The sequence below is a fragment of the Flavobacterium plurextorum genome, from assembly GCF_002217395.1.
GTDB lineage: Bacteria > Bacteroidota > Bacteroidia > Flavobacteriales > Flavobacteriaceae > Flavobacterium > Flavobacterium plurextorum.
On sequence record NZ_MUHD01000016.1, the window covers coordinates 100,183 to 113,543 of the forward strand.

The 13,361-nt window shown below is 32.8% G+C and carries 9 protein-coding genes; 8 read left to right on the top strand and 1 reads right to left on the bottom strand.

The window, feature by feature from the left end:
• Positions 1-64 precede the first annotated feature (64 nt).
• From B0A81_RS09120 to B0A81_RS09135, 4 genes are all read left to right on the top strand, one after another.
• Positions 65-739, top strand: a complete 675-nt coding sequence (locus tag B0A81_RS09120; protein ID WP_089057737.1) for a response regulator transcription factor — start codon at positions 65-67, stop codon at positions 737-739.
• A gap of 1 nt (position 740) precedes the next feature.
• Entirely contained in the window at positions 741-2,144 is a 1,404-nt protein-coding gene (locus B0A81_RS09125) for a HAMP domain-containing sensor histidine kinase (RefSeq protein WP_089057738.1), read from the top strand.
• Positions 2,145-2,221: 77 nt separating this feature from the next.
• The gene (locus B0A81_RS09130) at positions 2,222-2,944 is read left to right on the top strand and encodes a hypothetical protein (RefSeq protein ID WP_089057739.1); all 723 of its coding nucleotides are present in this window, start codon (positions 2,222-2,224) and stop codon (positions 2,942-2,944) included.
• A gap of 43 nt (positions 2,945-2,987) precedes the next feature.
• A complete protein-coding gene (locus tag B0A81_RS09135) occupies positions 2,988-3,935 on the top strand; it encodes a bestrophin family protein (RefSeq protein ID WP_089057740.1) in 948 nt (315 codons plus the stop codon).
• Between the two features lie 81 nt (positions 3,936-4,016).
• Here the strand turns inward: B0A81_RS09135 and B0A81_RS09140 are convergent, their stop codons facing one another.
• Positions 4,017-5,435, bottom strand: coding sequence for an aminotransferase-like domain-containing protein (locus tag B0A81_RS09140; RefSeq protein WP_089057741.1), 1,419 nt, complete (start codon positions 5,433-5,435; stop codon positions 4,017-4,019).
• A 102-nt stretch (positions 5,436-5,537) separates the two neighbouring features.
• Between B0A81_RS09140 and B0A81_RS09145 the strand changes: the two genes are divergently transcribed.
• The 4 genes from B0A81_RS09145 to B0A81_RS09160 all read left to right on the top strand — a co-directional run bounded on the left by B0A81_RS09145 (position 5,538) and on the right by B0A81_RS09160 (position 13,308).
• Positions 5,538-6,455, top strand: coding sequence for an EamA family transporter (locus B0A81_RS09145; protein WP_089057742.1), 918 nt, complete (start codon positions 5,538-5,540; stop codon positions 6,453-6,455).
• A 320-nt stretch (positions 6,456-6,775) separates the two neighbouring features.
• Positions 6,776-9,037 (top strand): acyl-CoA dehydrogenase family protein, encoded by a 2,262-nt coding sequence (locus B0A81_RS09150; RefSeq protein ID WP_089057743.1) that lies wholly within the window; start codon positions 6,776-6,778, stop codon positions 9,035-9,037.
• Between the two features lie 204 nt (positions 9,038-9,241).
• Positions 9,242-10,885, top strand: a complete 1,644-nt coding sequence (locus B0A81_RS09155) for a DUF6377 domain-containing protein (RefSeq protein WP_089057744.1) — start codon at positions 9,242-9,244, stop codon at positions 10,883-10,885.
• A gap of 206 nt (positions 10,886-11,091) precedes the next feature.
• Complete coding sequence (locus B0A81_RS09160) at positions 11,092-13,308, top strand: glycoside hydrolase family 3 C-terminal domain-containing protein (protein WP_089057745.1); 2,217 nt, start codon at positions 11,092-11,094, stop codon at positions 13,306-13,308.
• The last annotated feature ends 53 nt before the right edge of the window (positions 13,309-13,361 follow it).

Consider the following 13,361-nt stretch of genomic DNA (forward strand, 5'->3'; position numbering starts at 1 on the left):
TTATAACAGTTATGAATAGTATTTTTAATGGCAATCCCTATTTTTGTTGTTGATACAAATTAATATGAAACTACTTATAGTCGAAGACGAACCAAATCTTTTATCGATTTTACGCAAAGGATTTGCAGAAAATAACAACGAAGTAAGTGTGGCGCTTGATGGTAAAACTGCACTAGAAATGATTCACAACTATAATTTTGATGTTGTAATTCTAGATGTAATGCTGCCTGATATTAATGGAATTGAAATATGCAGAAGACTTCGCGCAAGTAAAAACTTTGTGCCCGTTTTACTTTTAACAGCTTTAGGAACATCCGAAAATATTGTAACCGGCCTTAATGCAGGAGCGGATGATTATTTAGTTAAGCCTTTTAAATTTGGAGAACTTGACGCAAGAGTCAATGCTTTACACCGTAGAGCACATCAAGAAACCGATAAGATCGATGTTATTGCAGTTGGCGATTTAGAGATAAATGGACGTGCGAAAACGGTTAAAAGAGACGGAGAATCTATAATTTTGACAGCTAAAGAGTTTAAATTATTGTATTATTTAGGCAAAAATGCAGGTATGATAGTATCTCGAGATCAAATTTTAGATAACGTTTGGGATATTAATTTTGATATGAACACAAATGTTGTAGACGTTTATATTACGTATTTGCGAAAAAAAATAGACAAACCTTTCAAAACCAAACTCATTCATACAATGAAAGGACTAGGTTATGTTATAAAACCATAAAATGGATATAAGAAAAAAAATTACTTTAACCTATGTAGCGCTTTCAACTTTTAGTACCTTACTTTTAAGTGTACTTGTTTTTGTTTTGTTTAGAGAAAACAATCGTTATCATTTTTTGAAACGATTAGATGACAGAGCAAAAATTGTGTCCTCTATTCATTTTCAAAATGATCCTGAAAAGATAAAATATTACAGTAATTTAAAGAAAAACGGACTCGAAGAACTTATCGAGGAGGAAGAGTATGTGCTTAAAGTAAACAGCGCAAACAGTTTTGATTACAATACCGACTTAAATCTTCCTAATGAATTTTATTCTACTATATTAGAAACTGGAAGAAACTATTATGAAATAAACAGCAAATATTATTTAGGACAGATTTTTAAAGAAGGAAATCAAAAATATATAGTAATTGTTGGTGCGCGAGACCGTCAAGGAAAAACTACTTCTATATATATTGTAAAAATATTAATCGTTGGCGGTATTGCCTTCATGTTTTTAGCATTCTTTCTAGGGCAATTTTTAGCCAAACGAGTTATTAATCCAGTAGCGCGAATTATTAAAGAGGTAAATCGAATAAGTGCATCAAACTTGCACAATCGTCTTCCTGAAGTCAAAAATTCTGATGAGATCTCAGATCTTACAGAAACCTTTAATGATATGCTGGATCGTTTAGAAACTTCTTTTGAAATACAGGCTAATTTTATAAATAATGCTTCTCACGAATTAAAAACACCAATTACAACAATAATTGCCGAAGCAGAAATTATGCTTCTTAAAGAACGTGAAGTAAAAGAGTACGTTCAATCTCTAGAAAATATCTATAGTCAGGCATCAAGATTAGGAAACTTAACGGAAAGTTTACTTAAGCTTACACAAACAGGTTATGACGGAAAAAAACAAGTTTTAGATATTGCCAGAATTGACGAATTGTTATTAGACGTTAAATCTGATTTAGATAAAATTTTCCCTGATAACCGAGTAAGCATCAAGTTGAACTTTGCTCCAAAAGATTCAAGTTTATTACTGCTGCCTTGCAATAAACCTCTTTTAGAACTCGCTATTAATAATATTATTACCAATGGAGTAAAATATTCAGATAATAATGAGGTTTTTGTTGTGCTTACCGTTAATCAGGATTTTATTAAAATTTCTATTAATGATATCGGAATCGGGATTCCTCCTGAAGATATTCCTCATTTATATGAACCTTTCTTTAGAGGTAAAATTGCTGCCAAGTATATTGGCTATGGTTTAGGGCTTCCTTTAGCTTCAAAAATTATTCGCATGCACGATGGAGAAATTCAGGTGCAATCCGAGCAAAATAAGGGAACTATCGTTACCATAATCTTTAATAAATCAAAAATCAAAAAGAATAACATTAAAAATTCTAATGTTGAATCTTAGAAAAATCTAATTAGAGCTTAAGAACGATCTAATTTCCAAGGAGTTATTTTGTATGTATAAACTAAAAGATTATACTTATGAAAAATTTCCTTATACCTACTACATTAAAAGACGATACAATCAGCGCAGTAAATGCTGCTATTAATCAAGCAAAAGAATCGGAGTGCGAAATCATTTTAATGATGGTTTCTGATACTCCGGATACTTTTTCTTCTTCTCATTTTTTACGTGAAATGAGAACTGGATTATCAAGAAGCCAAGAAGAAGTTTTAGAAACTTGCAGATATATGATTGGTCATACGCAAAACTGCAAAATTAAAATCCACAATCAGTACGGTCTTTCATCACCAATTTTTAGAGGTATTATAGACAACTTTTCTGTTAAATTGGTCATCTTAACTCATTCTTATAAAAAAGAGACCAAACGTATTCATCAGTATTTAACGCAATTGGCTGGAAACCAAAAATGCCCAATTCTGCACTTAGGAATTGAACAGCCTAAAAACGATTTCAACAAAGCACTATATATCGAAAACGGTAAGGCAAATATGCACATTAAAGATGTTCAGCAATTTTTGAATGATAATTTTTCATATGAAATTGTAAGCCAAACTTCAAAAATCGATGATAATTATGAAGATATGGCTCCATATCTAAACGAAGCAATTTCAAAATATGATATTGATTTGCTTGTGGAAACTCGTAAAGGAGAGAAAATCAAATTTAAGAAAACTAAAAAAGAAAGTATCAATGAGCGACTAGGACTTCCTGTTCTTTCGTTGTACGAAGAGTTAGTTTAAATCAAATCTCTTTTAAATAATTAATTTAATTAAAACCGACGATATGTTATTAAAGAAAAGAATACCAATGAAGTATGTTCTCGGGAAAATTAAAGTAGAAATTGCCTTGGTATTGACTTATACCATACTATTTGAAATTTTTCATCACTATTTTATTAACCTTCCTGTAGATATTCCAATTGCGATTCCAACAATGATTGGAACAATTATTTCCTTACTATTAGCTTTTAAGTCTAATCAGGCTTACGATAGATGGTGGGAAGCGAGGATTGTTTGGGGAGCAATTGTAAACGATTCAAGAACCTTAATTCGTCAAGTATTGACGTTTTATAAAGATCCAGATTTTTCTGTTAAAGCAAGCGAATTCAAAGAGAACTTTGCCAAAAGACAAATCGCATGGTGTTATAGTTTAGGTCAGGCATTGCGAAATAAAGATGCTATAAAACCGCTTGAAGGTTTGGTAAGCGAAGAAGAACTACGTTATATTAAAAATCATCAAAATATACCAAACGCCATTTTAATGCTGCATGCGCGAGATCTTAGAAATGCTAAGAACGAAAAGCGAATCAATATGTATCAGCAAGTAGAAATTGATAATACATTGTCTAGATTATGTGATGAAATGGGTAAATGTGAGAGAATTAAAAATACAATTTTCCCAACTACTTACAGTATGTACATTAGATTGACTTTATGTTTGTTTATTTTCCTGCTTCCATTTGGCTTAACAAGCGTATTAAGCTGGTTTGCAATTCCGTTAATTACCGCAATTTCGGCAGCTTTCTTTTTAATAGAAAGAATGGCAATTCACTTGCAGGATCCTTTTGAAAACAGACCTTCAGACACACCTGTAACAACTATTGCAAACACAATAGAAAGAAATATCAAACAAATGCTTAACGAGTATCAAAGTGAATTTGATATTATAAAAGAATTTGATTTAAAAGATGAACCTGTAAAAGTCGAGAAAGACGCTTATTTCGTTTTATAATATTTTGAATTTTAGTTTCTTAATTGTTGGCTGGACAGTATATATTTATGCTGCTCAGCTTTTTTTTGTTTGATAAATTATTTATTTGGCAGCGAGTTTCCCTAAAATTTGTATCGATTCTCTAAGTTCATTTGTCCAAGGAAGACCAAAACTCAGACGCATACAATTTGAAAATTGATCTTGAAAAGAGAAAATTCGGCCGGGAGCAATACTAATATTATGTTTCATCGCTAACTGATATAATGCAGCGGTATCGATACTTTTATCAAGTTCAATCCATAGAAAAAAACCGCCTTGAGGCTGACTTACTTTTGTTCCTGCGGGAAAAGATTCTAAAACCGTGTTTATATAATTATTACAGTTACGATTTAAAATTTGACGAATTTTACGAAGATGATTTTCATAACGTCCATTTTTAAGAAAATCCCCCACAACTTCATGTGTAATTGTAGGCGAGGAGAGGCTGTGGTATATTTTATTTCGTAAAATTTGTTTTTTAAACTTTCCAGGCGAAACCCAGCCTACACGATAACCCGGCGCAAGTGTTTTAGAAACAGAGCTGCAGCAAAGCACAATACCACTTTCGTCATAAGTTTTACAATTTGTTGGACGACTGGAACCAAAATACAAATCCCCATGAATATCATCTTCAATCAGCGGAATATTGTAAAATTCCATTAATCGAACGACTTCTATTTTATGTTCAGCCGGCATCATACTTCCAGATGGATTACTGAAATTGCTCATCAACAAACAAAGTTTTACTTTCTTTGAAGAAAGAGCTTTTTTTAAAGCTTCCAATTCTATACCAGTAGTCATATTTGTTGGCAATTCCATAATATATAAACCCAACGATTTTGCCAATTGTAAAATTCCAAAATACGCTGGACTTTCAGTAATAATAGTATCTCCTGGTTTTGTCAAAGTCATTAAACAATGTGAGATTGCACTAGTACAGCCTGGCATTGTAATTATATCATGTTCAGTCAAAGATCCGCCCCAAGTGTAAGACCAGCGCGCAATTTCTTTTCGCAAATTTAAGTTTCCTTGAACTTGTTCGTAACTCGTTCCGCTGTTTGGAAGCTGTCGCATGGCTTGAACCATTCCTTTATTCAGTTTAGCAATAGGAAGCAGCTCATTCGATGGAAAACCTAAAGACAGCATTGTAATATTTTTATCAGTCATGTTGCCATAAACCTGATCAATCAAATCTTCACGGTCGATATTTTCACATTTTAAGATAGGACTGCTTGGTGACGGCTCAGGAATTGTTCTAGCCGAAATATTACTTACATAATAACCAGATTGAGGTCTTGATTCTATCAGTGACCTGCTTTCGACTTCGTAATATGCTTTGCTTACGGTACTCATGCTGTAGCCTGTTTCTGCACAAACTTCACGTATAGAAGGCAGTTTATCGCCCACATTCAAAACACCAGATTTAATCTGTTTTTCAATTCGGTTCGCAAACTGCAAATACAAGTAATTCGAATCTTTCATAAAAAAAAAACTGTTATGGTGCAATTTACAAAAACTGTATCTGTATTGCTGTATAATTTTTAAGAAATTTGTTTCATCAAAAAAAGTATAAATAATATCCAGATGAAAACAACAAAATACTACATCGCAGCCATTACATGTTTTGTAATCTGGGGATTTTTTAGTTTGGTTTTAAAGCCAATACATGAGTATCCATCATTGGATATATTATTTTATCGCGTTTTCAGCTGCAGTATTCTAATGCTTTTGATTTCGTTTACTTTTAGAAGAAAAAAAATAAAAGAAACCATAGCTATTTTTAAAGCAATGCCGGTTTTTGAAAAACGAAGAAGTATTTTATTAAATATTGGCGGAAGCGTTTTTTTAATGGCAAACTGGTTCACATTTATTTATGTAATGAATCATGTTAGTGTAAAAGCAACTTCATTAGCTTACTTAGTATGTCCAATTTTAACCACTTTATTGGCTTATTTTATTTTGCATGAAAAACTTAGCAAAACACAATGGATGGCTGTTGGCTTAAGTATTTCGGGCTGTCTGCTTTTATCTTATACTAACATTATGGATATGGTTTTCAGTATTATAATCGGATTTACTTACGCCTCTTATTTAGTAAGCCAGCGTATCAATAAAGGTTTTGATAAATTTATAGTATTAACATTCCATATTACATTGGCAGCTTTATTTTTACTGCCTTTTTATCCTGCTTACAGCGGACAGGTTCCAACAGAATTTAAGTTTTATTTCTGTATTGAAACCATTGCCATTTTGTTTACGATTTTTCCGTTATTCCTTAATTTATACGCACTTTCAGGCATTAATTCTTCAACAGTTGGGATGCTTTTGAATATTAATCCGATGATTGCATTTCTCTTGGCTGCATTCTTTTATAAAGAGCCAATTGGATCTACTCAAATTATCGCATACGGAATTGTATTTCTTGCAGTATTGGTTTTTAATTCACATCATATTTTTGCGATAAAGCAAAAATTAATCCCAGTATCCAAAGGTTCAAAATAAAAGCCGTTTTTTATATTTTTTATTGGTTTAAAATATAAATTACCAGAATCTTAACAGGATGTTTAAACAGGAATGAGTATTTTTCATTCCTGTTTTTTTATGCAGTAATATGTGAAGTATAGGCCGCAGATTTTATCGATTAAATTGATTTTTTAGCCATGAATTACACAAATTTTCGCAAATTTTTTATTCATACTAATTTTTTTAAATCAATTTGGATTTGTGAAAATTTTTGTAATTCGTGGCTATTATTCAACAAAAAGAAGTAATCCTTTTAATCTGTGAAAAAAAAGCTATTACAAAACCGAATCCCAATTTATATGAAAAACGCCAAACTTCAAGCCTTTATTCCATTGTTTTATTTAGTGTGGTCTGATGATCTTTTAACTCAAAAAGAATTCGCTACGTTAAAAGAATTTATAAAATCTCAAAAAAACCTTTCGGCCGAAGAACAAGAATATCTTCTTTCAAAAGTTGATATTTCAAATCCGCCTTCACGAAATGAGCTCACAAAGTGGAAATCAGATATTGAAGCTAATATAAAAGACAAATCGTCGATAAAATCTATTTTTGACATTGCCGTTGCACTTTCAGAGAAAGACTTAGATATTTCGACTTTAGAAGCTGATTTTGCAAAACTAGAGAATGATCTTGGAATTCTGGGAGAAGAGGTAATTCAGAATTTTAGAACAAAATCAGATTCACTAACAGTTAACTCTCAAACGACAAACAATTTTGATGTTCAACAGTTAACGACAATTTTAAACGGCAAAGAAGCTTCAATTATTAATAGAGTAAAATCAATCCTTTCAAAGCCTGAGTTTGCTTATGAAACTTCTACAGATATTAATGTTTACCGTCAAACAGTATATAAATGGTGTAAAATTTTAGCAGATGAAAATCTCGGAAATATGGCATATCCAAAGCAATATGGCGGAGGAGAAAATATAGCAGATTATTTTGCCATTATGGAAACATTGAGTTATCATGATTTGAGTTTGGTAATAAAATTTGGAGTTCAATTTGGACTTTGGGGAATGAGTGTGCAATCTCTTGGAACAGAGAAACATTATGCTAAATATCTAAAAGATATTGGTTCTTTAAAACTTCCAGGATGTTTTGCAATGACCGAAACACATCATGGATCTAATGTAAAAGGATTGGAAACTACGGCAACTTACAATCATAACGATCAAACTTTTACAGTTCATACGCCAAACAAAAATGCTCAAAAAGAATACATTGGCAACGCTGCAGTTCATGGTCAAATGGCAACTGTTTTTGCAAAACTAATTATTGACGGCCATGATTATGGTGTAAACGCTTTTATAGTTCCGCTAAGAGATACAGATGGAAATACTTTAAATGGAATTAAGATAGGAGATTGCGGTCATAAAATGGGCTTAAACGGTGTTGATAACGGAACCATCAGCTTTGATAATATGGTAATTCCGAAAGAAAATATGCTCGATCGATTTGCTTCAGTAAATGATAAAGGAGAATTTGAAAGTCCGATTCCGAGTGATAACAGACGCTTTTTTACGATGTTAGGAACTCTAGTTGGCGGAAGAATTGGGATTCCCCGTTCAGCCTTATCAGCAGCAAAATCGGGATTAACAATTGCGATTCGTTACAGCGATCAACGTCGACAATTTGGACCAGAAGGAGGATCAGAAGTTCCAATTTTAAATTACAGAATTCATCAGCGCCGTTTACTGCCGCATTTGGCAAAAACGTATGCTGTTCATTTTGCTCTGCAATATCTCACTAATAGATTCTTGAATAGAACAGAAGCCGAAATGCAGGAAATTGAAGCATTGGCGGCTGGTTTGAAATCATATTCAACTTGGAGCACAAGAGATATTCTGCAGGAATGCCGTGAAGCTTGCGGTGGAAAAGGATATCTGTCTGAGAACAGAATTGATGCGTTAAAAAATGACACCGAAATATACACCACTTTTGAAGGTGATAATACCGTTTTAATGCAGTTAACAGCAAAAAATCGTTTATCTGAATTTAGAAAATCCTTTGGTGAAATGGGATCACTGGGAATTATAAATTATGTGTATGAAAATGCAAAGACTGCAATTACCGAAAAGAACCCAATTGCCACTCGCAGAACAGAAGACGAGCATTTACTTGATGGAGAATTCCATTTACAGGCTTTCATTCATAGAGAAAAAACAATTCTAGCATCAGCAGCAAAACGTATAAAAAGACTAATTGATGAGGGATTAGATACTTATGATGCGTTTAATGTAGTGCAGCATCAAATGATAGATGTGTCTCAAGCTTACTTAGAAAGAGTAGTTTTAGAACAGTTTCAAATCGCTGTTAAAGCTGTAGAAGATTTAAAAACAAAAGAAATATTGACAAAATTAAGTCAGTTATATGCACTTTCTCAATTAGAGAAAAACAAAGCTTGGTTTCTTGAAGATGGATATATGGAAGCGGCAAAAACAAAAGCCATCAGGAAAATGGTAAATCAATTATGTTGGGATATTCGTCCAGATGCTTTGGCTCTCGTAAATGCTTTCGATATTCCTGAAAGTTGTTTGTCTGCGCCAATTTCACAGTTGTAGCATTAAAAAAAATGCTCCGCTGGGGCTTTCAAAACAAATAAAAATTCAGTACCAACTGGTGTTCAAATAAAAATACCTGAACATAATGAAAGTGCCCAAAGCCTCCGAACTATGTTTCTCCTAGTTTTTTAAATAAAATATTTAGGAACAAGAGCAATGTGAATACTTTATTATATTTGTAACTCTTATTTACCTTAAATCAACTTGAAAAAATATTTACTGTTTTTATTATTCGTTTTTGTAAACGTTCCCGTATTTGCTGCCGACAGCATTGATGATATTTTAGCTAAACTAAATCGTGCTTTAGAAAACAAAGAACATTACGTTAAACTTAAAGAAGAACGAATTTTAAACTTCAAAAAGATTAAATCGGATAGTTTAACAAAGGAACAGGAATACAATTACAACAAAACATTATATACAGAATATCAAAAATTCAATTCTGATTCAGCTATTTTCTATGTAAAAAAGAACTTGAAAATTGCAGATCAGCTTCAAAACAAGGATTTACTGCATTTGGCTCAATTACAGTTAGTAACACTTTATTCTTCATCAGGAAAATATCGCGAATCTGAAGCCATTTTAAAAAGTATTGACAAGAGTAAATTATCAAAAAATTTACTGCCAAATTATTTCATCGCTTATCGCGAGTTTTTTGAGCACTATGCGGCCAACAGTTATAGTATTCAGTATATTGAACAGATACAAAAATATAGAGATTCTTTATTAACCATTTTAGATCCGCAATCGATAACTTATAAAATCAATAAAATTCAGCAGGATATTTATCATAAAAAGTTATCAAGCGCTCAAAAACAGCTGCTGTTTCTATTGAAAAATTCAAAAGAAGAAGAACCTCAATATGCAATGATTACCTATTTATTGGGGAAAATTTATGAGCAGACACATCAAGTAGAATTACAAAAAAAATACTATGCGCTGTCAGCCACCGCAGATATTAAAAATGTAAACAAAGACAATGCATCTATTCAGGAACTGGCTTTAGTTTTTTATGAAATAGAAGATGTCGATATGGCTTACAAACTTACACAATCAGCTATTGAAGATGCTCTTTACTGCAATGTACAATTTCGGACCTTATTAATGTCCGAAGTATATTCGATTATTAATACCGTTTATTTAGAAAAAGAGGCAAAACGTAAAACAGAATTGCAGCTGTATTTGTTATGTATCAGTTTATTATCGGCTTTTTTGATTGTAGCTGTGATTTATGTTTACAAACAAATGAAAAGAGTTTCTAAAATTCGTGGAGAACTTTATGAAACAAGTCAGAAATTAGCAGAATTAAATCAAGATATTTCCAAAACAAACAAGCAGTTACAAGAGCGTAACGCGCAATTATCAGAATCAAACCATATTAAAGAGGAGTATATTGCTCATTTTTTCAGTCTTTGTTCGACTTACATCAATAAATTAGAAAATTACCGAATCATTCTGAATAAGAAAGCTACAGCAAAACAATTCGATGAGATTTATAAAATTCTAAAATCTACGACTCTTGTAGATAATGAGCTTGAAGAGTTGTATAAAAACTTTGATATTATTTTCTTGAATTTATATCCAACATTTGTAAAGGACTTTAATGCGCTTTTGATCAAGGAGGAACAGATCGTTTTAAAACAGGGAGAATTACTAAATACAGAGCTTCGAATTTTTGCATTAATCCGACTTGGAATTACAGACAGCGTTAAGATTGCTGCATTTCTTCGCTATTCTTTAAGCACAATTTACAATTATCGAACAAGAGCTCGTAATAAAGCAGCAGTTTCGAGAAATGATTTTGAAGAAATGGTCATAAAAATTGGTTTGATTACACAAAAAGCATAGTTTTTTGTTTTAAAACCACTACTTTTTTAGCTTCTTAATTTTTATTAAAATATTAATAATCAATATTTTGCATTTTTAATTCACTACTTTTTTTCGTTTAAAAATCTAACACGAACTATAACGTTTTAGTTTTACAATATTATTAAAAGGTGCAAAATGATTACTTGTGTCTTTAATTAAATTGAATGCTTAAATAATTAATAGTTATGTTTAAAAACGTTAAAACAATCGTTGTTTTAGTTTTATTGAGTTCATTCGGATTGAATGCACAAAATAAAGTTCCTGTTTATCTAGATGATAAAAAGCCAATTAGTGAACGTGTAGAGGATGCGCTTTCGCGAATGACAATCGAGGAAAAAATCGCCATGATTCATGCGCAGTCAAAATTCAGCTCTCCAGGTGTACCGCGATTAGGAATTCCAGAAAACTGGATGACTGACGGACCTCACGGGATTCGTCCTGAAGTAAAATGGGATGAATGGGACCAAGCTGGCTGGACAAACGATTCTTGTATTGCATTTCCAGCTTTAACGGCACTTTCGGCAACATGGAATAAAGAACTGGCTCATTTATACGGTAAATCACTTGGAGAAGAGGCACGTTACCGTAACAAAAATGTACTATTAGGACCTGGAGTAAACATATACAGAAGCCCATTAAACGGTCGTAACTTTGAATATATGGGTGAGGATCCGTTTTTAGCTTCAAAAATGGTCGTTCCTTATATCAAAGGAGTTCAATCGAACGGAGTAGCGGCTTGTGTAAAACATTTTGCTTTAAACAATCAAGAAACAAAACGTAATTCTGTTGATGTAATCGTAGATGATCGTGCTTTGTACGAAATATACCTTCCTGCTTTTAAAGCTGCAGTACAAGAAGGCGACGTATGGTCAATCATGGGAGCTTACAACAAATATAAAGGTCAGCAATGTTGTCATAACGAGTTTTTATTAAATGACATTCTGCGCGGTGAATGGGGCTTTAAAGGAGCTGTAGTTTCAGATTGGGGAGGTGTCAGCGATACAAAACAATCTATTCATAATGGTTTGGACATGGAATTTGGTTCTTGGACAAACGGACTTTCTTGGGGAACAAGTAATGCTTATGATAATTATTTCTTAGCAAAACCTTACTCTGAAATGATTAGAAAAGGTGAAGTTGGAACTAAAGAACTAGATGAAAAAGTACGTCGTGTTTTACGTTTATCTTTCTTGACTACAATGGATAGAAATCGTCCTTTTGGATCTTTTGGAACACCAGAACATGCTGAAGCTGGCCGTAAAATTGCCGAAGAAGGAATCGTTTTACTTCAAAATACAAATAACATTCTGCCAATTAATCTTTCTAAAACTAAGAAAATTGCGGTGATTGGAGAGAATGCAATTAAAATGATGACTGTTGGAGGTGGAAGTTCTTCGCTTAAAGCAAAATATGAGATTACACCTCTTGAAGGTTTAAAGAAAAGAATTGGCAGTCAAGCTGAAATTGTTTACGCTCGTGGTTATGTAGGAGATCCAACAAGCGATTATAATGGAGTTATCGCCAAAGTAAGCTTAGAAGACAAACGTTCTCCTGCAGAATTGACTGCAGAAGCCTTAAAGGCAGCTAAAGATGCAGATATTGTTCTTTTCATCGGCGGTTTAAACAAAAGCGATAAACAAGATGCTGAAGGATTCGACCGTACAGAACTTGGACTTCCTTACAATCAGGATAAATTAATTACTGATTTAGCCAAAGTAAATAAAAACATCGTTTTTGTAAATATATCTGGAAATGCAGTTGCAATGCCTTGGATTAAAGAAGTTCCGGGAATTGTACAAGGTTGGTTCTTAGGAACAGAGGCAGGAACTGCTCTAGCGGCAATTTTAGTTGGAGATGCAAATCCATCAGGAAAACTTTCTTTTACTTTTCCAGCCAAATTATCAGACAATGGAGCGCACGCTTTAGGTGAGTTTCCGGGTGGAGATACTGTAAAATACAACGAAAGTATTTTTGTTGGTTACAGATGGGCTGATAAACAAAAAGCAAAACCATTATTCTCGTTTGGTCATGGTTTGAGTTACACCACTTTTGCATACGGAAAAGTTACGGCTGACAAAAAACAAATGACAGCAGGAGATCAAATTACATTTTCTGTAAAAGTAAAAAATACAGGAAGCAGAGAAGGATCAGAAGTTGTACAGCTTTACATTAGTGATTTGAAATCTTCATTACCGCGTCCGATAAAAGAACTAAAAGGTTTTGAGAAAATCTCGCTTAAAGCTGGAGAAGAAAAAACAGTAACTTTTACGGTTGATAAAACAGCGTTAAGTTTCTTTGATGATAAAAAACATGACTGGGTTGCGGAGCCTGGAGATTTCGAAGCAATTATTGGAGCTTCTTCAACAGATATAAAATCTAAAGTGGGATTCTCACTTAAATAATTTCATTATTTCTAAATTGGTTGGTTAGTAAAGCTGCAAGTGTAAAAAGTTGC

Bases quoted from the DNA above. Each gene is read 5' to 3' on its own strand.
- B0A81_RS09120 (WP_089057737.1), top strand. From the start codon at position 65: ATGAAACTACTTATAGTCGAAGACGAACCAAATCTTTTATCGATTTTA.
- B0A81_RS09125 (WP_089057738.1), top strand. From the start codon at position 741: ATGGATATAAGAAAAAAAATTACTTTAACCTATGTAGCGCTTTCAACT.
- B0A81_RS09130 (WP_089057739.1), top strand. From the start codon at position 2,222: ATGAAAAATTTCCTTATACCTACTACATTAAAAGACGATACAATCAGC.
- B0A81_RS09135 (WP_089057740.1), top strand. From the start codon at position 2,988: ATGTTATTAAAGAAAAGAATACCAATGAAGTATGTTCTCGGGAAAATT.
- B0A81_RS09140 (WP_089057741.1), bottom strand. From the start codon at position 5,435: ATGAAAGATTCGAATTACTTGTATTTGCAGTTTGCGAACCGAATTGAA.
- B0A81_RS09145 (WP_089057742.1), top strand. From the start codon at position 5,538: ATGAAAACAACAAAATACTACATCGCAGCCATTACATGTTTTGTAATC.
- B0A81_RS09150 (WP_089057743.1), top strand. From the start codon at position 6,776: ATGAAAAACGCCAAACTTCAAGCCTTTATTCCATTGTTTTATTTAGTG.
- B0A81_RS09160 (WP_089057745.1), top strand. From the start codon at position 11,092: ATGTTTAAAAACGTTAAAACAATCGTTGTTTTAGTTTTATTGAGTTCA.